Origin of the sequence: Ureibacillus thermosphaericus, assembly GCF_012396605.1 — a bacterium.
GTDB lineage: Bacteria > Bacillota > Bacilli > Bacillales_A > Planococcaceae > Ureibacillus > Ureibacillus thermosphaericus.
The window spans coordinates 1-21,267 of record NZ_JAAXPW010000031.1; the positions used below are offsets into that span (position 1 = coordinate 1).

The window sequence follows — 21,267 nt, forward strand, 5'->3', positions numbered from 1 at the left end:
TTTGCCTCCAGCTTCCTTCAGATTCCGCGTCACCACGGACACCCTTGCTCTTGGCTAACCTCTACTTCTGTCTTCGGGGTTCGGGACTTACACCCTATAGTTCATGTACATGCCGGGCGCACGAAAAGTAGTGCAAATACACGATTTGCACTACTTCAAACTTTTTTACTGTACTTCTACAGTTTCTTCTTGTGATGATTCATCCGATTCGATTTCTTTTGCTCTTTCTCCGAAGACAGATCGTTCTAACAATTCACACACATCATATGTTCCGATTTTGTCTTCCACTTCTTTTGCTTTCGTACCGTCTGTAAGCATCGTTAAGCAGTATGGACAGCCTGCAGAAATCACAGATGCATTTGTCGCTAATGCTTGTTCTGTACGAGCAACGTTAATGCGATTTCCAACACGGTCTTCCATCCACATTAATCCACCGCCTGCACCGCAGCACATTGCTGTTTCACGGTTGCGTTCCATCTCTACTAATTTCACGCCAGGAATTGCTTTTAAAATTTCACGTGGCGCATCATATACGTTGTTATAGCGTCCTAAATAGCAGGAATCGTGGAATACGATTGTTTCATCCACACGGTGGTTCAATACAAGCTTGCCTTCCTCAATGAGCTTGTATAACAATTCCGTATGGTGATAAACTTCCCCTTCCCATCCGAAATCTTTATATTCATTTTTGAAGATGTTGTATGCGTGTGGATCGATTGTTACAATCTTTTTCACGCCATATTTCTCGAACTCTTGAATGTTTCCTTGAGCTAGTTCTTGGAATAAAAACTCGTTTCCAAGACGTCTCGGTGTATCACCAGAGTTTTTCTCCTTATTTCCTAAAATCGCAAATTTAACACCCGCTGCATTTAATAATCTAGCGAAAGACATCGCGATTTTTTGTGAACGGTTATCGAATGAACCCATGGAACCTACCCAGAATAAATATTCGAAGCCTTCTTCAGATTTCATTGCTTCTTTTACTGTTGGAATGTGAACAGTTGAATCTGAGTCACGCCAGTTCTCTCTTTCTTTACGGTTAAGCCCCCATGGATTTCCTTGGCGCTCAATATTATTTAACGCTCGTTGTGCATCAGGATTAATTTTTCCTTCTGTCATCGTTAAATAACGGCGTAAATCGATAATTTTATCAACATGCTCATTCATTACTGGACATTGATCTTCACAATTTCGGCAAGTTGTACAAGCCCAAATCTCTTCTTCTGTAATAATATCACCAATTAATGATGGAGAATAAATATCTTCAATGACCGCACCTTCAGCACCTGCCGCCATTGCCAGTTGATTACCTTTCGTTTTATTCCAAACTAACGTTGGCACCCAAGGTTTTTTCTTTGTCACAACGGCACCAGTATACGTTAAATGGTCACGTAGTTTAACAATTAAATCCATTGGCGATAACATTTTTCCAGTGCCGGATGCTGGACACATATTTGTACAACGTCCGCATTCTACACAAGAATATAAGTCTAACAATTGGATTCTTGTAAAATCTTCAATTTTTCCAACACCAAATGATTCTGCTTCTTCATCCTCGAAGTCGATTTTGCGCAAGCGACCAGCTTTTCCTGCTCTTTTGAAGAAAAGACCAATCGTAACAAATACTTCGTGGAATTGTTTAGATTGGGGTACAAATACGAGGAATGTGAACACCGCTAACATATGTACCCACCAAAATACATTAAATAGCACATTTGCAACTACCGGGCTTAAGCCGCCAAAAAGGAATGCAAATATACCTGAAAATGGAGCAATGACAAAATTCGGCTCATTTTCATGTGCAACCGTTTCAAAACCTAGAGCAAGGAAAATAGAAAGACATAGTGTAATTAACGCAATATATACAAAAGCCGCTTTCTTATCTCTTTTCCATTGTAAACGTGTTAGCTTTTCACCATAACGGCGATAAGCTGCATAAACAAGAGCACATAACATTAAAAACATCGTCCACTCTTGCATAAAAGTGAAGAATGGATGAAGAGCTCCTAACGGAAATGTATATCCTGGAATAAATCCTTTGATGATTAATTCAATTAATCCTAATTGAATAATAAAAAATGCATAAAACAAAATAAGGTGCATTACACCACTTTTACGATCTTTGAACAATTTGTTTTGTCCAAGAACGTTAATCCAAAAATTCTCAAATCGCTCTTTGAAACTGATTTCCAACTCTTCTTTTTTACCAAGTTTAATATATTCTAATCTTGTTTTCACTGAATAAACAAACAGATAAACTGCATACAGAACAACGGCTATAAATAATAACCCGTTCACTAGCAAAAAACCATTCATATCTAATCCCCCTTGTTTGTCATGTGAACACAACAATTTATATCATTCATTTTAATTATGAATGAGCATTCAGTCAACAACTATTCGAAAATTTCTAAATTTTTAGCTGGTTGAACTAGAATACTATATTTACTAAATATGATATATAATTTTACACAATTAAAAAAGTAGAAATTTTTACAAAAATATTGCCTAAAATACAAAAATCCAAGCGCAACATAAAAAATTTCACACTTGGATTTTTTTTACTATAGCAAATTCAATATTTTAATATACAGTATTATCTAAATACATCGCCGCCTCGAATATATTCCACATCTTTTACATTCAAGCGATAATTCACGGCACGAGCAGCAACAAAGAAATAATCTGAAAGACGATTTAAATATTTTTGAATTACTCCTGGGACATCTTCTACTTCATTCATCAGCGTAACAACCTGTCGCTCTGCGCGTCTTGTCACCGTTCGAGCAATATGGAGTGTTGCTGCTGCCGGTGATCCGCCTGGCAAAATAAATCGTTTAATTGGTGGCACTTCCTCAGAAAGTACATCAATACGTTTTTCTAACGCCTCTACGGAAGCTTCCTGCAATTTGTATTTTCTTTCTTTCATGACATTTGCTAAATCCCCACCGCAATCAAAAAGTTCGTGTTGGATTGTTTCAAGATCCTTCAGAATATCTTGAAATTTATTTGGATCTAATTCCGTTACAGCTTTACCAATAAATGAATTCAATTCATCGATTGTTCCATACGCTTCCACACGAACGTGATCTTTACTAACTCGACCACCAATTAAACTCGTTTTCCCTTGATCCCCTGTTTTTGTATAAATTTTCATCGTTCCATCTCCCTTTTATAAATTTGAATGGCTTCCACCGTTGCTTCATAAACCCCTTTGCCAATCATTTTCCCTACTTCTGTAAGAGGACCGGCATATTGCATAAATTCTCCTTGTTGCGTCGCAGCAACTAGCAGGCTATCAGTCGGTGTACCAGTGGCAATGGTATTTGATAATTTATCCATAACCTTTTCTGTTTGTAGTGCCTTCGATTTGGCTTCTGTTGCAGTCATCATCCCTTGCACGAAAGCCTCTTCGGACAGCTTTCCATTGATAATTACCCATGTATTGATTGTCCCAATGGTTTGATATGCTGTTCGTTCATAGGCATGAGATACATCGATAGCTCCGCCAATTCCAGCTGTGACAATGACAATAAGGCTGCCAAAAGGTGCAAGATATTCTTTCATCACCGCTTTTTTCGTATCGACCGCCGTCATCATTCCTACTGTATTCGTTGGTGAAAAGCCCTTTTCAATTATATATTGCAAAAATTCAGTTTTCACATTTTCTATATCATATTCTTGTGGAACTGTTCGATTGATGAATGTTGCATACCATCCTAAACCTGCATTATGAACCGCTGATGACAACACTTTTAAAGGAAATTCAGCAATAAAGGCAATGTAATCCTCTCCCTTTTGTATATTGGATAAGGAAACGGATTTTTCCTTTCTCTGCTCTTCAAAATCTGGGAGAATTGCCATTTGCGGTTTCGGTTGCTCAGGATGGGCTTGCGTTGAAATACGTGCTTCATATACATCCATGATTTGCTGCTCAATAATCACTTCATGAGGCTCACCGTATGCTTTTACGCTCCCAGCCTCCATGAGCAATAAATGATCGCAATATAGGGAGGCTAAATTGATATCATGAAATACCGATACAACGGTTAAACCATGTTCCGTCACTTCTTTACGTATCATATCTAAAATTTGTTTTTGGTGTGCAATATCTAAATAGTTTGTCGGTTCATCTAACAATAGAAGCTCAGAGGATTGGGCTAAAGCCTGGGCAATAAACACCCGTTGCCTCTCTCCACCGGATAAAAATTCTAAATTGGTATCCTGATATTTTAGTACGTCCGTCAGTTCCATAGCTTTTATAACCGCTTCTTCATCTTCTTCCGACCAACTTGAGAAAAATCCAGATTGGTGTGGATAACGGCCTATTTCAACGGTTTCCCGAACGGTTGTAGAAAATGTATTGCTTTGCATTTGCGGCAAAACGGTCATTTTTTTTGCTAATTGACGAGGATTCAGCTTTTCAATAGGTATCCCGTCAATTAAAACTTTTCCTGAAGTTGGTTTTAATATGCCGCTAATCATTTTAATCAAGGTGGACTTCCCACATCCGTTCGGACCTAATATGCCGAGGAACTCTCCTTTATTTACCAAAAAAGAGATATCCCGAACGATTGGGGTTTGATGATAGCCACCAGAAATCTGTTCTACCTTTAGCACCAATATCCCCCCCTTACTTGCGGCGTTGTTTATAGAAAATATAAGCAAATACAGGTGCGCCGATAAATGCCGTAATGACCCCAATCGGCAATTCTTCTGGTGCAACAATGGTACGGGATATTAAATCACAAATGATTAATAAACTCGCTCCGTTCATAAAAGATAATGGCAGTAAATGACGATGATCTGTTCCCCAAACCATTCTTGTCATGTGAGGGACAACTAAACCAACAAAACCAATTGTTCCTGAAACGCTGACCGCAGCTCCCGTTAATACAGATCCACCAATTAAAATGGCGTACTTGCTTCGCTTTACATTGACTCCTAAAGCAGTAGCCCGGTCATCTCCGTACATCATCACATTTAATTCTCTTCGATTCAGCCACAAAATAAAAGAGCCAATCAGCAAGAACGGAAATAATATATTAACGTAAGACCACCCTCGCATCGCCACACTTCCAAGAAGCCAGCCTACAATGGGCTTTAATTCTTCATGGGATAATGCAGTTAATAAAGAAATGCAAGATGCTAAAAAGGAGCTAAAAATCACTCCTGTTAAAATAAGCGTCTCCATTTTCAATGATCGGTCGATGAGGCGGGCAAAAATAAGTACAGTAATTAATGTAATAAAGGCTCCTAACATCCCGAAAATTGCAATAGTATAGGAGCCAATAAAAGGAATTGAAATACCAAAAAAAATGGTGGATATAGCCCCGACAGAAGCCCCTGATGAAACGCCAATCGTGTATGGATCAGCCAACGGATTTCGCAGCAATCCTTGAAAGGCTGCACCTGCGATGGCAAGAGATGCTCCAACAAACCCAGCTAATATAACGCGAGGCATGCGAATATTCCATAAAATACTAAATGCTCTCGGATTGATTTCTTCATTCCATAAAGATGATAATGGAATATCAACAGAACCGATTGATACCCCAAACCAAAAGCTTATAAGTAATAGAAAAATAGAGGAGCTGTAAGCGAGTAATAATTTTTTCTTCATCATCTATCCTCTACCCCTCTAAAATATGTATAGTAAGTTTCCATACGTCCTCCAATTGATTCGTATCAACTTTTGAAAAATAAAAAAACTCCCGCCATAAAACGAGAAACAGATAGCCTACATGCGTACCTTTCTCCCTCGAAGATTGTGCACTCTTCACCCAGAAAATTTCATCATAATTATTCTTAATTATAGCTTATTCTATAAGAATTATCGTACGAATTCTAAAAAACAGAAAAAGGTACAAAAAAACACTCTCAAATCTTTAACATGAGAGCGTTTCATTAAATGAAGATTAAATTTCGTAATCAAAAGAACCTGGCAATACACGACGTAAAAATTGTTTTGTTCGAATCTCTTTAGGCGAAACAAAAATATCATGTGGTGTACCTTCTTCAACAATCACACCGCCGTCCATGAAAATCACTTTATTTGCGACGTCTTTTGCAAAGCCCATCTCATGGGTAACAACAAGCATCGTCGTACCTTCATTGGCAATCTCTTTCATCGTATTTAATACTTCCCCTACTAGTTCTGGGTCAAGAGCGGATGTTGGCTCGTCAAATAAAATAATATCCGGGTTTAAAGCGACAGCACGAGCAATTCCAACACGCTGTTGCTGCCCTCCTGATAGCTGGCTTGGATAATAGTCATATTTTTCGAATAAACCGACTTTATCTAATGCTTTTTTCGCAATTTCTCTCGCTTCGGCTTTCGGCACTTTGCGAGCAATAACTAACCCTTCCATTACGTTTTCAATGGCCGGTTTATTGTTAAATAAATTATAGTTTTGGAATACGAAGGCAGTTTTTTTACGTACTTGTTGCACTTCTTTTTTCGTCGCATTTTTTAAATCTACTTCTAAGTCCCCGAATCTTGCAGTTCCTTTATCTGCTCTTTCTAAAAAGTTAATGCATCTAAGCAGTGTCGTTTTCCCGGAACCACTTGGACCTAGAATGACTACAACGTCCCCTTTATTTATCTTTAAATCTACACCTTTTAAAATCTCATTTTTACCAAAGGATTTATGAATATCTTTAATCTCTAACATTATTTGCCTCCTTCCTTAAGCATTGGCAACTTTGTAACGGCTTAACCGTTTCTCTAAATACTTAAATAATTGTTCGACCGCAATACAAATAATTAAATAGACAATGAAAATATCAATATATGCTTCCAAATAGTTATAACCAAAGTTTGCTGCTACTTTTGCCTTTAATGTAATCTCTTGTAAGGAGATGGCATAACCTAATGAGGTTGCTTTAATTAAGTTTACAGTTGTATTCGCAATGTTTGGCAAGGCAGAGACAAGAGCTTGCGGAATAATAATTCTTCGATATGCTTGAGCTGTCGTTAAACCGACAGAATAGGCAGCTTCCAATTGTCCTTTTTCAACAGTCGATAAGGCCGAGCGGAATACTTCAATTAAAACGGCTGACTTGTTGAAAGCGAAAATAACGAATGCATACCATATCGGATGAATTTTATACACTTCATAATCGATGTTATATTTTTCAAACGTCATATTTAATAGAATCGGTATAAAACTATATAAAACGAAAATTTGGATAATGATTGGCGTACCGCGAACGAATGATACATAAATTTTCGCTAGTTGATTCAGCACCGGAATTTTATTAATTCTTGTTAAAGCGAAGAAAAACCCAATCGGCAAAGCAATCGCAAGAGCAACAACAGTCACAAGCAATGCGATCGGCACGCCTGATAATGCAACGAAAAACGTATCTATTAAAAATTCTGTATTTAACATTTGTTACTCCACCTCCTACGATGCCTTTATCGAGCGGGAACCTTTGCTGAAAGTTTTTTCAAGGAGTTCGAATATTTTTTCAATGACAATGGAAATAACCCAATAAATCACGGCTAATGCAATGTAAATTTCTAACGCATGGGAATTAAAGTTACTTGCAATAATCAGGTTTGCTTTTCCAACAATGTCGATAAATCCAATTGTGTAAGCTAATGCCCCTTCTTGTAAAATGGCAATTAGACCGTTTCCGAAGTTAGGAAGAGCTACAACAAAAGCTTGCGGGAAAATGATGCGTCTGTATGCTTGCCATGGCGTCAGCCCAACACTTACCGCCGCCTCAAATTGTCCTTTATCAATGGATTGAATTGCGGAACGAGTCACTTCAGACATCATGGCTGCAAATTGTAATGAGAACGTAATAACGACAAAAACACCTGTATAAATATTTTGTAAATTCACATTAAACAATGAATCTGCTAAAAATGGAACACCATAGTAGACTAAAAACAATAGAACGATGGATGGCGTACAACGCATAATCGTTGTATATCCATGGGCGATTACTTGTAGTACCCTACTTTTGCCCATTTTCATAAAAGCAAGGACTAAGCCAAGCAATGTACCAAAGAATACGGCAAGACCCGCCACAGCAAAAGTGATTTTTAAGTATGGCAATAATTGCGGAAATGCTCCCCATAAATAGCCAATATCAAAATACTTTTCAAACATTCTCTCACCACTTTTCATGAAAAAATGAAGGCTGTAAGGTGATTGGTACCCAACAGCCCATATATCAAGATGATTATTTAGACTGACCTTCTACTCTTTCTAATACTTCAAATAGGTCACGTCCATAGTGTTTAACCATTAATTCGTTTAATGCATTTGTTTGTTTAATTTCTTTAATTACTTCGTCGAAAGCATCTGCCAATTCTTGATTGTTTTTGTTAAATAATGTCCAAGTTTTGATCACAGTGAACTCGTTATACACTACTTCGTCTTTTAGATTATGGTATGGACCTTCTGGATCGTTAATTTGTTTATCGATAACTGGTTCAAGTGCAATTGCACCATCTGCACGTCCTTCGTTTACCCATTGTACAGCGTCCACAGCAAATGTATCGCCAGCAACTAATTTCACTTGGTTATCCGGATTTTCTTCGTTGTATTTCGCTACTACTGTGTATTGAGCGTTATTAGCTGCAATTGGAGCTAATTCTAAACCAGCAGCTGCGAAATCTGATAAATCTTTAATATGTTCATTTTCTTTTTTCAATAGTAATCCAACGCTGCTTAATCCTGTGAATTCTTTAGGGAAAACATATTTTTCTGCACGTTCATCTGTATAGAAAATGTTTTTAACCCCTAAATCGTATTTCCCTTGTTCTACACCGATTAATAAATCATCGTCTGTAGTTCCGATATATTCAAATTCATAGTCTTCCAATTTTTCATCAACAAGTCTTAGCATATCTAATTCGTATCCTGCTGGTTCACCGTTTTCATCTTGATACGTAATCGGCTTCCAAGAAATTGCATAAGCTACTTTAATTTTTTTCACATCGGATGAATCTTGAGAATTTTCGTTTTCAGTAGTAGATGTTTCATTTCCTCCACCACATGCAGCAAGGGATGCTGCTAGTAAACCAATCGCTCCTAATTTAAAAAATTTTTTAAAATTCATTGTTGTTTCCTCCTAAAATTATAATTTTAATGCTGATTCTGCTAATTTTTTTATTGTTAAATCATCCATTGGTGGATTATGAAGTCCTGCGCGAACATCGCGATAATATCGTTGAAGCGGATTGTTGCGTTGTAAACTTCTTGCTCCTACCACGCGCATTGCTTTATCCACGACTTGAATTGCATTATTTGTAACGGTATATTTTGCTACATTGACTGCATTTGCAATGTTGGCAGCGTCTTCTGTTGAAATTTCACCTTTTTGCATTAAATCGATACAACTTTGGGCTGCACCATAAAGGGTATAGCGAGCTTGCATCAGTAGCAAATCAATTTCTCCAATTAATGCTTGAACGTTCGGCAATGTTGCAATCGTTCCTTTAATGCTATTTGGTGAGTGTGTATTGGCAAATTCCACTGCATAATCGCGAGCTGCTTGCGCAATTCCTAGATATGTAGCTGGAATGATTAATAGCCATCCATTCAATTTAAAGCCTGTTTGATATTTCGGAATTTCTACTAAATTTGATTCATCTACTTCTACATTTTCTAAAACTAGATCGTGACTGCCAGTCGATTTCATGGCTATTACGTCCCAAGTTTCATCGATTGAAAGGCCTTCTGTATCTTTATGAATTAGGAAGTTTCCGATATTTTCAATTTCTGGAATCCAAGCGGTTACTAAGAAATAATCTAACTCAGGTGAACATGTTGCATAAGCTTTACGACCATTGATCACCCACTTGTTTCCTTTCTTAACAGCGCTTGTTCCAGGACGGCCACCACGGACTGGACTTCCTGTAATGACTTCACTGAAAATTTTATTGATGATTGCTCCGTTTTTTACATCGTTTGCAAATTCTTTAAGCTTTTCTTCTGCCCAGCTTTTCGTTTCATATACATCCCCTACCGTGAGCAGAGTCCATCCAATGGAAAGAGCTGTACTGCCATCATAACTACCTAACGTTTCTTGCAGTAATATTGCATCATAAACATTCATCCCCTCGCCACCATATTCGGTAGGCAAAGTAACTTTTGGATATCCAATCTCACGTAACCTTTTTATATTTTCATGAGGGAAAATCGATTCTTCATCGTTTCGTTGGGCATTTTCTTTCATAGATTTTTCCAAAACAGCTAACTTTTCAAGCCATTCCCGTTGTTTTTCGGTTTTAATAAATAGTTCTTTCAAGTAAGATTTACCTGCCTTTCACAATAAAAAGGGATCTCTTATTTTTCCAACAAAAAAACCCAACTTAATGATATTTACTACGTCATGATTTTACTTTTTTCGACATTATTAGTCAATATATTCTTAGTTCATTAGTCGGAATTGTTATTTTATAGAAACTACATCTTTATCAATCACTTAATACCAACTTGTTTAGTTGGATTTATATTAATCAAATTTTACTCAATCGTACATTCAATGTCAATATAATTCCTATAAATTTTATAAGAATACAAAAGAAAAAAACCAGCCCCTATTATGAAGCTGGTTTAAAACAAATTACATTTTTTCTGGTGCTGAAACGCCGATTAGTCTTAATGCGTTGGCAAGAGTTACTCGAACAGCTTGAATTAATGAGAGACGCGCTTCTGTTAATTCTTTATTATCCGGATTTAACACTTTTTCCGCGTTGTAGAAGCTGTGGAATGCCGCTGCTAATTCTTGAGTATAGTTCGCAATGCGGTGAGGAGTGCGATGTTTTGCTGCTTCTGCTACGATTTGTGGGAAAGTACCTACCTTTTTCAACACTTCCTCTGATTTTTCATCCGTTAATAAATGTAAGTTTTCTAATGATGCTTGGAATCCTTGTTCTTCTGCACTGCGCAAAATAGAACAAATACGTGCATGAGCGTATTGTGCGTAGTATACAGGGTTTTCGTTTGATTCTGCAACTGCAAGATCAAGGTCAAAGTCCATATGGGAATCGCAAGCGGTTTTCACAAAGTAGTATCGTACTGCATCAAGCCCTACTTCTTCCACCAGCTCACGCATTGTTACAGCATTACCTGTACGTTTACTCATTTTATATTTTTCGCCGTTTTTATAAAGCTGCACCATTTGGATGACTTCGACTTCTAATTTATCACGATCATAGCCAAGAGCTTGAATTGCCGCTTTCATACGCGGAATATAACCATGATGGTCTGCTCCCCAAACGTTAATCAGTTTATCGAAACCGCGTTGAATTTTATCTTCATGGTATGCAATATCTGGTGTTAAGTATGTGTATGAACCGTCTGATTTAATGAGAACGCGGTCTTTATCGTCGCCAAATGTTGTTGAGCGGAACCAAGTCGCTCCATCCTGTTCATAAACGTGGCCGTTTTCTCTTAATTTATTTAAAGCGTGGTCAATTTTTCCATTTTTATATAATGAAGTTTCGGAATACCATACATCAAATCGAACTCTGAAGTTTTCTAAGTCCTTTTTCAATTTTTCTAATTCAAGAGCTAATCCATTTTCACGGAAGAAGTTAAAACGTTCTTCATCGGATTTTTCTAAAATAGAATCGCCGTATCGTTCAACAAGTTTGTTTGCAATCTCAATAATGTCTTGGCCATAGTAGCCATCTTCCGGCATTTCCGCATCAAGTCCCAACGCTTGTTTGTAACGCGCTTCTAGGGAATAAGCCAAGTTGTTAATTTGATTTCCCGCATCGTTAATGTAATATTCACGAGTAACGTCATATCCTGCAAAATCTAAAACATTGCAAAGGGAGTCGCCGAATGCAGCACCGCGAGCATGTCCTAAGTGAAGGTCACCTGTTGGATTCGCCGATACAAACTCCACTTGAATTTTTTCTCCGCCTCCGCTATTTGAGCGACCATAATTTTCACCTTGTTCGAACACCGCTTTTACAATATCTGCAAGGAAATCTTTGCGAACAAAGATGTTGATGAAGCCCGGTCCTGCAATCTCAACTTTTTCAATATCAGTTCCTTCTGTTTCTAAATTTTCAACAATTGCTTCTGCTATTTGGCGTGGGGGTTTTTTTGCTAGCTTCGTTAGTTGCATCGCCAAGTTTGTTGCGAAGTCACCTTTTGTTTGATCTTTTGGCACTTCAATATGAACTTGAAAATCCGTTCCTTCTTCTAAAATTTGCGCTTTTAAAACAGCAGCTTTTAAAGCGTTTTTCAATGATTCTTGCAATTGTCCTACTGCATTCATGCTTGTCCCTCCGTGTATTGTATTTCCAATGTATAATGACCGACTGATTGTCCACTAATAATTAAATCATATTGCACATTAAATCTGCCACTTATATTATCTTCATCTACATGTTCGAACCCTAGGTGATAAGTTTTTGTTTGCAATGGCAACGTGCCATACATTGTGTCGTAGTGACCATTTTGTTTACATTCTGTGCTAAAAGGCAGCCGCATGTTGACAGCTCCACTTCGCAAAATGAGTGCATCGTCGTTATTCATTTTTACTGTTGTACGAATTGTTTGGTCTTCTATTATTTCTTCATAGCGTAAATACATTTTACCGTTCTTTTTTAGCCAAACACCTTGAAGCCACAGTTCATATGTTTCCTCGTCCCCTTCAATTGGGCAAATCGTCGAAATGACTTTTATTTTTACGTTTTTTTCAACACTCATTTCCTGTGGGCACTCCTTATGTATTACTATAACTAATACATTATATTATTGCCTTGCAAGAAATTTCAAGGGAACGAATGAAAATTCAAAAATATCAAGGCTTTGGCTTCATTTTAAACTGTTTTCCATATCAAATAAAAAAGCGATTAAAGTTTTCCAATGAACTTTAATCGCATCAAGATTTTTATTTAATCCAACCTAGAATCATTTCTCTTAATAGTTTGGAAGCAGTATTGGCTGTCATTTCAGAGTGGTCGTATACAGGAGCTACTTCTACTAAGTCAAAACCAACGACATTTACTTCACTTCTTGCAATTTCATGGATTGATGCAAGCAGTTCTTTTGATGTAATGCCGCCGCAATCTACTGTACCAGTACCAGGAGCAAATGCAGGATCTAGCACATCGATATCCGTCGTGATATAAACGTTGCGACCTTTAAGCGTTGGAAGTACTTCTTTTAAAGGCTCTAACACTTCAAATTTCGCAATATACATGCCGTTTTCTTTCGCCCATTCAAATTCTTCTTTAAGTCCAGAACGAATACCGAAAGAATATACATTATGAGGACCAATCAATTCCGCAATTTTTCGGATTGGCGTAGCATGGCTTAATGGCTCTCCTTCATAATCTGTGCGCAAATCCGTATGAGCATCAAAATGAAGGATGGCTAAATCTGGGTATTTTTCATAAACAGCTTTCATTACAGGCCAAGACACTAAATGCTCTCCACCCATGCCGATAGGAATTTTCCCATCTGCTAACACTTTCTTTACAAACTTTTCAATTTCATCTAATGATTTTTGAGCATTCCCAAATGGAAGTGGAATATCCCCTGCATCGAAAAATTTTACTTCTTCTAATTCACGGTCTAGATATGGGCTATATTCTTCCAATCCAACAGAAACTTCACGAATTCTTGCGGGACCGAAGCGAGAACCTGGGCGGAAACTTACTGTCCAATCCATCGGCATACCATATAGGACTGCCTTTGATTCTTCGTAATTAGGATGGCTTTTTATAAAAACATTGCCAGAATATGTTTCGTCAAATCTCATATGAATCACCTACTCTATTCATCTTTTACTTACACTAATTCTAGTACCTATTACTTGAAAGCTGAAAATTTCGAATCCAAAAGAATCCGGAACTTTATTCGACATTTTTCGTATTCACTATTGATTACGAAAACAAAAACTTCATTTCAAGATGAAACAATTTTCATACAGAAAAAGTATAGACGTTTTTAGACAAAAGGCAACAGTTTTTTTATGTATATTTTCGATTAAACAGTAAATTTCAAGTCCATACTATAATTAGTTGATTGAAAAGAGGTGAAATGGATGGATAGACGTAGTTATCAGCGACATATTCGACGGAAAAAAAAGATTCGAAATATTGCTTTTTACTTGATTGCCTTTCTATGTGCAATTGTCGTATCGTTTGTAGGTTTAAGAATCTATGCGCAAGTTGCTGGAGCTCCACCACTCATCATAACGAAAGCATCCGTATTCTTAGACCGGAACGGCAATCAAATTGGCGATTATTTTACTGCTGAACGTCGATATTGGAAAGAACTAGATGAAATTTCACCTTATTTAATAGAGGCAACGATTGCAGTGGAAGATAAAGATTTCTATCAACATAATGGTTTTGATTATTCAAGAATTGCGAGTGCCGTTTTAAATGACTTAAAAACGCGCAGTAAAGCGGAAGGTGCAAGTACAATCACCCAGCAATTAGCACGGAATCTATATTTAACTTTAGAAAAAACATGGTCTCGTAAAATAATGGAAGCACTTTACGCATATCGTTTGGAACTCTTTTATTCTAAAGATGAAATACTAGAAGCCTATTTGAATACAGTGAACTATGGTCACGGCATGTATGGAGCTGAAGCAGCAAGTAGATATTACTTTGGTAAATCCGCAAGCGATTTAACGTTAGCTGAATCTGCTTTGCTTGCGGGCATCCCTAAAGGGCCAAGTATCTATTCTCCTCTTAATAATTATGACAAAGCCTTTAATCGTCAAAAGTTAATCTTATCGTTAATGGAAGAGCAAAATAAAATTTCAAGTGCAGAAAAGGAACGAGCATTATCTGAAAACATCGTGTTAAAAAATGATCAATGGACTGCTTCTAAAACGATTGCGCCTTATTTCTTGGATGTTGTGTGGCAAGAAGCGACGAAAATTTTGGAAGAGAAAAAACTCAATATTCGAGAAGGTGGCTGGATTATTAAAACGACGTTAAACCAAGCTCACCAAAAGGCTGCTGAAGAGGCAATTAATAAAAATATGCCTGATAATGAATTACAAGTGGGACTTGTCAGCATGGATGTAGAAACTGGCCAAGTAACCGCCCTTGTCGGTGGACGTAATTATCGAGAAAGTTCCTATAATCGCGTAACACAAGCACTTCGTCAACCCGGTTCTGCGATAAAACCAATCCTGTATGCAGCAGCACTGGAAAATGGCTTTACACCGCTCACCTATTTAGACGTAGGTGAAACGATTTTTACTTACGATGATGGACGGGCTACCTACAAGCCACAAAACGTCAATGGAAAATTTGCAGATGGCGACATGTCGATGGCTCAGGCGATTGCGATTTCAGATAACATTTACGCAGTTAAAACATTAGAACAAATCGGCTACGATAAATTCCGAGAAATCTCTGAAAGATTTAATTTAAGATATTCCAACAAAGACAATCCATCCATGGCGCTCGGAACGATTGAAAACTCGTTATATGACTTAACAAATGCTTACAATATCATTGCTGCAAAAGGGCAATATCGAAAACCGACTACAATTCTATCAATTCATAATGCGGAAGGCGAACTTGTGTATGAATATGAAGAACCTTCTGAAGAACAAGTCATTTCTGAACAAGATGCTTTCCTATTAACTCAAATGATGACAGGCATTTTTGACCCGGTATTCAGTGATTATTCCCCTGCAACTGGGGTTTCCCTTCGTTCAAGAATGACGCATACGTATGCGGCAAAATCGGGAACAACGGTTTCAGATCAATGGTTGATTGGTTATAGTCCATCCATTACGACTGGAGTTTGGAACGGCTATGATCAAGGAAAAACGTTATCTTCTTCTTCCGATATGTCCGCCCATAAACAAGTATGGATTGATTTTATGGAGGCCGTTCATCGTGATAAACCGAATGAATCTTTTGAAGTACCAAAAGGCGTCAGAGGGGTTATGATTGATATTGAAACGGGTAAACTTGCGACAGACGCATGCCCAAAACAACGTCTTATGTATTTAAAGGAAGAAGATATTCCAACGAAAAAATGTACAGACTTTGATTTCTTTAATGAAGATGGTTGGAATGGTCTTTTTGAATTATTTCCATTCGAGTCATTAAAAGGTTTGTTTAATTAAAAAAGATAAAAAAAATAAGCTTTCTCTTTCTTGGAATTTTCACGAAAGAGAAAGCTTTTTTCGTAAACAGAGATAAATGAGACATTTTGCTTGGGAAAATAAAATGCCACATTGATTCTACTCTATCTACTAAATGTCCTTGTCCTAGCTATACTATTATTTTAACTATAAATTCAGTGTACTTATTTTTTAGAATGGTTTCAACAAAGGAATGAATATTACAACGTTTCGTCACAAATCTGACACTTTTAGATACTTTTTTCACAAATCCTATTGACAATAAAATCTGCTGTATATATATTTTTTATTTTTTTATAGCTAATTCATCTTTTAATTGTTGACTGCTTCGTTCCCACATGCCGAGATCGTGATTTTGTAGAAAATCCGCCAATATTTTTTTCGAATCATCATCCATATGATCGACAACAATTTTGCGTTTTAATGATTTGTCCATTTTATTTACATGGTCGGCAAGTATCTTATAACCTCTGCGCTTTTCTTTATTGACAACCATTTCGCATGCTGCAACCCCTGCGTAATATGGTCCATCTTCTTTTATATCGACAGTGACCCATACAAGCCAATATGGTTTACCGCCAGCTGAATCTTCACGGTTTGTCGTAAATTTAATGCGTTTTTCCACTTCACTCTTGGCATGCATTGCTCCCATATCGATAAATGCATGTTTTTCTTCTATATCAATAAATACTGGCGTTACATTCTCCAATGATATTGTACCTATTCCAAATCCTTTATGACCATCTGTTGGATCGTTTTTTATAATGGTAAAAGACATTTTTTGTTTTGGTTTTTCTTCGTTTGTCATATTGTCATCCCCTCCATTTAAACCTATTATAATGATTATACTTCAAATTTATCCACTAGGAGGTTGCGTCATGCCAGTAGTTACAATCAAAATGTTAGAAGGTCGCACAGATGAACAGAAAAAGGCGATGGTTGAAAAAGTAACAGAAGCTCTAGTTGAAACAATTAATGCAAAACCTGAAGCGGTAACAATTATTATTGAAGAAATGTCTAAAAATCATTATGCTACAGGCGGCGTTCGCGCTTCAGATAAGTAATGTACAAAAGGATGAGGGTGACCAATTCGGCACCCTCAAATTTTTTAATTGCTCACTTTTTTTGCAAATTCATTAATGGAAAGCCCCGGCTCAATTCCTAAACGCTCGAGTGTGTATAAATCTTCCCCTAAATTCACTTTTCCTCTTCTCGTAGAAACAGCCATTCGATAACCTGCTTTTTTCACTGTATCAATAAAGCGTTGATCATACTGACCAAAAGGATAGGCAAAATAATATGTACCTAAAATATTTTGACTTGTTAATAAGTCTTCATATAATTCTTCGCTTGAAACTGTAAGCCCCTTCGCTTTATTACCGATTAAACTATGTAAGTTGTGGGTATGGCTACCGTAGTGAAAGACATCGCTCATCTCATCCATATCTTGTTGACTGAAAAAACGCAGCGTGTCCCATTGAAAAGGCTGTTTTGATTTCGGAATTCTACTCGTAATAATAAATTGTTCCGCAATGAAGCCATATTGCTTTAACACTGGATATGCATATTCCCTAATACTTGTAATCCCATCATCAAAGGTCAGCACAACTGCTTTCGCAGGGAGATTTACTTGTTTATGTAAATATCGTTCTAAGTCATATAGCGAAATCGTCTCAAACTGATTTTTCTTCAACCACTCCATCTGGCTGTTAAATTCTGTTGTTGTGATCGTTGTTGAAGCATTCGCATATACAGAATTTGCTTTTTCTTCCGGTGTTAAAATATGGTGGTACATCAATATCGGTATACCGTTATCAACACTTGTTCTTGCTTTTGGCATATAGCCAATTCGACCGCCAACATCTACCTTCCAGAAGTTTCCGAACTCACTAATCACCGGATATCGTAATCCTGCCTTAATGGATACCATTGGAACTAATTTTCCGGAAGTATTATCATATACTTCTAAATCGTAATTGATTAATACCGTTTGATTTGAATTTTTTGCATTTGTATTGACGTTACGGGTTGTCCATGTTTCTGATTGATAAACATCGCTTTTACTTATATAGGCATAGCCGTTTCCAAATTTTATTTCCCACCAATCTTGTTCATATTCTTTATTAATAACAAGCGGCTGATCTTTTTTCATGGTGGCAACAGGAATAAATTCACCAGTACGATTATCAAAAATTTTGACGTTATCCTGCAATGGGACGGCATAACGAACCGTACTTGCTTCCCCCATATTTATAGCCATAAAAACAAGCGGAAGCAATAAAGCGATAATTTTATGAGCGATTTTCATGTCGTTAATCCTTTCTAAAAATATTAAATATATTATTATCCTATTATAATATAATTTCTAAATCATTACAGAAAACTTTAAATCTTCCATATCCCCATGATTAATTCGTGAATTAAGCAAAAAGAATAACACCTTCCAAAAAGGTGCTATTTTGTTTCGTTCAATAATTTCTCGATTTCTACTTTCAAGTATTGATCTAAAGTTGAATCCATTAATACTTCTTTTGGATAATAGACTTTATGATCTTTTTTCATGCGGCCTGCGATAGCATCAACAATATAAGATTCCTTTGATAGCTCTCTAATTTCACCGTTAGGCATTTCTAAAAAAATCGGCATTCGGTTCGTTTCTTCATCCGGTTCATAGTAATCGTAAGGTAAGTCAGAAGTGCAATCATGATAAATATAGTATTCTGTTTCAATACCAGCTTGTTGGAATAAATTTTTTAATTTCTCAAAGCGCTCCATCTCTTCTTCTGGATTGAGATTAATATACTCAAACAGTTTGCGGGTCACGAATCTCGTACTCAAATCTTGTAAAATAGGATCCTTTTCTTTCATCCACAATTTAAAATAAGTGATCAATAAATATTCGTCTAATTCAAGGTAATCTTCTACCGTTATATTATTTTCAAAAAAGGATTTAAAATGAACGGGTTCGACAGTAAATTGATAACCTTGCTCATATAAATGCTTCGTTCTTTTCAAGATGTTATTTAATAATACTTCCGCACTTCGAGAAACCGGGTGGAAATAGACTTGCAAATACATTTGATAGCGGGACATGATATAGTCTTCCACCGCATGCATTCCACTTGATTTAATAACAACTTTTCCTTTTCTCGGCCGCATTACTCTAAGAATTCTTTCCATATCGAAATGTCCATAACTAACGCCAGTATAATATGCATCTCTTTGTAAGTAATCCATTCGATCCGCATCTATTTGGCTGGAAATCAAGCTTACGACCAGTTGATTTTCATAGGTTTTTTCAATGACTTGTGCCACTTTTTCAGGAAAATCTTCCGATACTCTTTTTAATACCGTATTGACTTCTGTTTCTCCCAATAATATTTGCCTCGTAAAATATTCATGATCGGTTTTAAATACATTTTCAAAGGCATGAGAAAATGGTCCGTGGCCTAAATCGTGGAGTAGTGCTGCACATAGCACAAGAAGTCGCTCATCATCATTCCAATCAGATCTTCCATGAAATACATCATCCACAATGCGACGAACAACTTCATATACACCTAAAGAATGGTTAAAGCGACTATGCTCTGCACCATGAAATACAAGGTAAGTTGTACCTAATTGGCGAATTCGACGCAACCGTTGAAATTCTTTTGTTCCAATTAAATCCCAAATCACTTGGTCACGAACATGAACATATCGGTGCACGGGATCTTTAAATACTTTTTCTTCTGCAAGTTTTCTTTTTGCATATTCCACCAAAATGACTGCACCTCGTTCCTTCCAATTCTTACTATCTATTATAAGAAAGTTTCTATTTATTTACACGTAAATGGTATCATTCAGAGAAGTTTTTTTAGTATCGTTTCAAATTGTAAGAAACCGCAAGTAAATACAAGAACTTTCAAGTATTTTGTAGATTTCCCCAAATCCTTCGTTTAAAAACAACGCATTTTTCAAAAACTAATAAAAAAACAAGCTACCTTCTACCACAATAGAAAGTAGCTTTTGTTTAATCCATTTTTAATTTCGCTTTGACTTTTTCCATTAATTCTTCTTCTGTTAATGCATTGACTGGTCTCCCGTTGACGAAAGTAAACGTTTTCTTGCGACCAGGCCCGCAATATGATTGGCAGCCTATGACAATCGTTGCATCAGGATCAAGCTTTTTTAATTTAGGAATCAACGTTTTTAAATTGACGGCTTGACATTCATCGCAAACTTTAAATTCGTTTGCCGCCATAAGATCAACAACCCTTTCTATAATACAAATTCAATTCTACTTTTAGCCTAAGTGATATTTTAGACCATTACGTTACAACGATTCAAGTAAAAAAGACAAATATCCATCAAAGGACTGAAATGCATTTACGAAAGGAGCATTTTAGTAAATTCATATAAAAATTTTAAAAGAAAAATGAATAAATTTGGAACTTGTTGGACACGATAAGTTTTGATAATAAAAAACTACTATATTAACAGGAGGTTAAACGATGGTTAAAGTTCGACAAGATGCTTGGCTGAAAGAAAACGATGAACTACTTGCTGAAGCAGTATTAAGACATGTGAAAGAAGGCAGTACTCAACTAAACGCTTTTGAGGAAGCAGGAGACAAATTAAATAGAACTGCAGCAGCATGTGGTTTCCGTTGGAATGCCGTTGTTCGCAAACGCTATGAAAAAGAACTAGAAGAAGCGAAAAGAATTCGTAAAGAGCGAATGAAATTATTAGGGATGAACGGTAGACGACGTTCACCAGGTGTTTATTTACTTCCTAGCAGTGATGGAGAACAATCCAAGCCAATCTCCTTATCTGATATGAATTTAGATATTGTTATTGCTTATTTGTTGCGTTTACAGTCTCAAAGTGGACATGACAATGAAGCTACTAAATGGCGTCAAATCGCAAACTCTGCTACTGAAAAAATAAAAGAATTAGAAAAAGAAATCGAAAGATTGCGCAAGGAAAACAAACAAATCCGGGAAGATTACGAACAATTCGTTCAAATTATGAATCGCGCTCGCAGACTTGTTACGTTGGAAGATGAAGAACCGCGCATTGCACCTGTTTTCAAAATGGAGAAGAACGGAAACTTAGTCGCTGATTATACTCACATGAATTCTAGTAAAGAAAACGTAGATGTGCCGAACTAATGCACAT

Annotated in this window: 19 protein-coding genes; 3 read left to right on the forward strand and 16 right to left on the reverse strand. The window is 36.8% G+C overall.

Features of this window, described 5'->3' with window-relative positions; genetic code table 11:
* Nucleotides 1–165: 165 nt before the first annotated feature.
* The 12 genes from HF990_RS11570 to speB all read right to left on the reverse strand — a co-directional run bounded on the left by HF990_RS11570 (nt 166) and on the right by speB (nt 13,746).
* Nucleotides 166–2,316 carry a (Fe-S)-binding protein gene (locus tag HF990_RS11570; protein WP_016837277.1) on the reverse strand — a complete coding sequence of 717 codons (2,151 nt, stop codon included), beginning with the start codon at nt 2,314–2,316 and terminating at the stop codon, nt 166–168.
* Nucleotides 2,317–2,596: 280 nt separating this feature from the next.
* Entirely contained in the window at nt 2,597–3,157 is a 561-nt protein-coding gene (locus HF990_RS11575; RefSeq protein ID WP_016837278.1) for a cob(I)yrinic acid a,c-diamide adenosyltransferase, read from the reverse strand.
* Entirely contained in the window at nt 3,154–4,620 is a 1,467-nt protein-coding gene (locus HF990_RS11580) for an adenosylcobinamide amidohydrolase (protein WP_168412644.1), read from the reverse strand. The genes HF990_RS11575 and HF990_RS11580 overlap by 4 nt, the downstream gene beginning before the upstream one ends.
* A 13-nt stretch (nt 4,621–4,633) precedes the next feature.
* A complete protein-coding gene (locus tag HF990_RS11585) occupies nt 4,634–5,626 on the reverse strand; it encodes a FecCD family ABC transporter permease (RefSeq protein ID WP_016837280.1) in 993 nt (330 codons plus the stop codon).
* A gap of 292 nt (nt 5,627–5,918) precedes the next feature.
* Complete coding sequence (locus HF990_RS11590; protein WP_168412645.1) at nt 5,919–6,674, reverse strand: amino acid ABC transporter ATP-binding protein; 756 nt, start codon at nt 6,672–6,674, stop codon at nt 5,919–5,921.
* A 15-nt stretch (nt 6,675–6,689) separates the two neighbouring features.
* Nucleotides 6,690–7,394, reverse strand: a complete 705-nt coding sequence (locus tag HF990_RS11595) for an amino acid ABC transporter permease (RefSeq protein WP_168412646.1) — start codon at nt 7,392–7,394, stop codon at nt 6,690–6,692.
* 15 nt (nt 7,395–7,409) lie between these two features.
* Nucleotides 7,410–8,123 carry an amino acid ABC transporter permease gene (locus HF990_RS11600; RefSeq protein WP_168412647.1) on the reverse strand — a complete coding sequence of 238 codons (714 nt, stop codon included), beginning with the start codon at nt 8,121–8,123 and terminating at the stop codon, nt 7,410–7,412.
* Nucleotides 8,124–8,196: 73 nt separating this feature from the next.
* Nucleotides 8,197–9,078 carry a transporter substrate-binding domain-containing protein gene (locus HF990_RS11605; protein WP_168412648.1) on the reverse strand — a complete coding sequence of 294 codons (882 nt, stop codon included), beginning with the start codon at nt 9,076–9,078 and terminating at the stop codon, nt 8,197–8,199.
* 18 nt (nt 9,079–9,096) lie between these two features.
* Nucleotides 9,097–10,269 (reverse strand): acyl-CoA dehydrogenase family protein, encoded by a 1,173-nt coding sequence (locus tag HF990_RS11610; protein WP_016837285.1) that lies wholly within the window; start codon nt 10,267–10,269, stop codon nt 9,097–9,099.
* 318 nt (nt 10,270–10,587) lie between these two features.
* The gene (argS, locus tag HF990_RS11615) at nt 10,588–12,255 is read right to left on the reverse strand and encodes an arginine--tRNA ligase (RefSeq protein WP_016837286.1); all 1,668 of its coding nucleotides are present in this window, start codon (nt 12,253–12,255) and stop codon (nt 10,588–10,590) included.
* Nucleotides 12,252–12,689, reverse strand: a complete 438-nt coding sequence (locus tag HF990_RS11620; RefSeq protein WP_016837287.1) for a YwiB family protein — start codon at nt 12,687–12,689, stop codon at nt 12,252–12,254. Before HF990_RS11620 ends, argS begins: the two co-directional genes overlap by 4 nt.
* Nucleotides 12,690–12,873: 184 nt before the next feature.
* Nucleotides 12,874–13,746, reverse strand: coding sequence for an agmatinase (gene speB, locus HF990_RS11625; RefSeq protein ID WP_096550302.1), 873 nt, complete (start codon nt 13,744–13,746; stop codon nt 12,874–12,876).
* Nucleotides 13,747–14,031: 285 nt separating this feature from the next.
* Between speB and HF990_RS11630 the strand changes: the two genes are divergently transcribed.
* Nucleotides 14,032–16,089, forward strand: coding sequence for a transglycosylase domain-containing protein (locus HF990_RS11630; RefSeq protein WP_168412649.1), 2,058 nt, complete (start codon nt 14,032–14,034; stop codon nt 16,087–16,089).
* A gap of 304 nt (nt 16,090–16,393) precedes the next feature.
* Here HF990_RS11630 and HF990_RS11635 read toward each other — a convergent pair whose 3' ends face one another.
* Nucleotides 16,394–16,915 carry a YwhD family protein gene (locus HF990_RS11635; RefSeq protein ID WP_016837290.1) on the reverse strand — a complete coding sequence of 174 codons (522 nt, stop codon included), beginning with the start codon at nt 16,913–16,915 and terminating at the stop codon, nt 16,394–16,396.
* A gap of 70 nt (nt 16,916–16,985) precedes the next feature.
* On the opposite strand from HF990_RS11635, the gene HF990_RS11640 reads away from it, so the two are divergent.
* Nucleotides 16,986–17,171, forward strand: a complete 186-nt coding sequence (locus HF990_RS11640) for a 2-hydroxymuconate tautomerase (protein WP_016837291.1) — start codon at nt 16,986–16,988, stop codon at nt 17,169–17,171.
* A gap of 44 nt (nt 17,172–17,215) precedes the next feature.
* Here HF990_RS11640 and HF990_RS11645 read toward each other — a convergent pair whose 3' ends face one another.
* The 3 genes from HF990_RS11645 to HF990_RS11655 form a co-directional block, all read right to left on the reverse strand.
* Nucleotides 17,216–18,415: a polysaccharide deacetylase family protein gene (locus HF990_RS11645; RefSeq protein WP_096550300.1), complete on the reverse strand. Its 1,200-nt coding sequence runs from the start codon at nt 18,413–18,415 to the stop codon at nt 17,216–17,218.
* Nucleotides 18,416–18,561: 146 nt separating this feature from the next.
* Nucleotides 18,562–19,866 (reverse strand): HD domain-containing protein, encoded by a 1,305-nt coding sequence (locus HF990_RS11650; RefSeq protein WP_026018988.1) that lies wholly within the window; start codon nt 19,864–19,866, stop codon nt 18,562–18,564.
* Between the two features lie 253 nt (nt 19,867–20,119).
* Complete coding sequence (locus HF990_RS11655) at nt 20,120–20,350, reverse strand: YuzB family protein (protein WP_016837294.1); 231 nt, start codon at nt 20,348–20,350, stop codon at nt 20,120–20,122.
* Nucleotides 20,351–20,600: 250 nt separating this feature from the next.
* On the opposite strand from HF990_RS11655, the gene HF990_RS11660 reads away from it, so the two are divergent.
* Complete coding sequence (locus HF990_RS11660; protein WP_168412650.1) at nt 20,601–21,260, forward strand: RsfA family transcriptional regulator; 660 nt, start codon at nt 20,601–20,603, stop codon at nt 21,258–21,260.
* The last annotated feature ends 7 nt before the right edge of the window (nt 21,261–21,267 follow it).

Bases quoted from the DNA above. Each gene is read 5' to 3' on its own strand.
- HF990_RS11620 (WP_016837287.1), bottom strand. From the start codon at position 12,689: ATGAGTGTTGAAAAAAACGTAAAAATAAAAGTCATTTCGACGATTTGC.
- HF990_RS11645 (WP_096550300.1), bottom strand. From the start codon at position 18,415: ATGAAAATCGCTCATAAAATTATCGCTTTATTGCTTCCGCTTGTTTTT.
- HF990_RS11590 (WP_168412645.1), bottom strand. From the start codon at position 6,674: ATGTTAGAGATTAAAGATATTCATAAATCCTTTGGTAAAAATGAGATT.
- speB (WP_096550302.1), bottom strand. From the start codon at position 13,746: ATGAGATTTGACGAAACATATTCTGGCAATGTTTTTATAAAAAGCCAT.
- HF990_RS11600 (WP_168412647.1), bottom strand. From the start codon at position 8,123: ATGTTTGAAAAGTATTTTGATATTGGCTATTTATGGGGAGCATTTCCG.
- HF990_RS11575 (WP_016837278.1), bottom strand. From the start codon at position 3,157: ATGAAAATTTATACAAAAACAGGGGATCAAGGGAAAACGAGTTTAATT.
- HF990_RS11660 (WP_168412650.1), top strand. From the start codon at position 20,601: ATGGTTAAAGTTCGACAAGATGCTTGGCTGAAAGAAAACGATGAACTA.
- argS (WP_016837286.1), bottom strand. From the start codon at position 12,255: ATGAATGCAGTAGGACAATTGCAAGAATCATTGAAAAACGCTTTAAAA.
- HF990_RS11635 (WP_016837290.1), bottom strand. From the start codon at position 16,915: ATGACAAACGAAGAAAAACCAAAACAAAAAATGTCTTTTACCATTATA.
- HF990_RS11595 (WP_168412646.1), bottom strand. From the start codon at position 7,394: ATGTTAAATACAGAATTTTTAATAGATACGTTTTTCGTTGCATTATCA.
- HF990_RS11630 (WP_168412649.1), top strand. From the start codon at position 14,032: ATGGATAGACGTAGTTATCAGCGACATATTCGACGGAAAAAAAAGATT.
- HF990_RS11640 (WP_016837291.1), top strand. From the start codon at position 16,986: ATGCCAGTAGTTACAATCAAAATGTTAGAAGGTCGCACAGATGAACAG.
- HF990_RS11655 (WP_016837294.1), bottom strand. From the start codon at position 20,350: ATGGCGGCAAACGAATTTAAAGTTTGCGATGAATGTCAAGCCGTCAAT.
- HF990_RS11585 (WP_016837280.1), bottom strand. From the start codon at position 5,626: ATGATGAAGAAAAAATTATTACTCGCTTACAGCTCCTCTATTTTTCTA.
- HF990_RS11605 (WP_168412648.1), bottom strand. From the start codon at position 9,078: ATGAATTTTAAAAAATTTTTTAAATTAGGAGCGATTGGTTTACTAGCA.
- HF990_RS11570 (WP_016837277.1), bottom strand. From the start codon at position 2,316: ATGAATGGTTTTTTGCTAGTGAACGGGTTATTATTTATAGCCGTTGTT.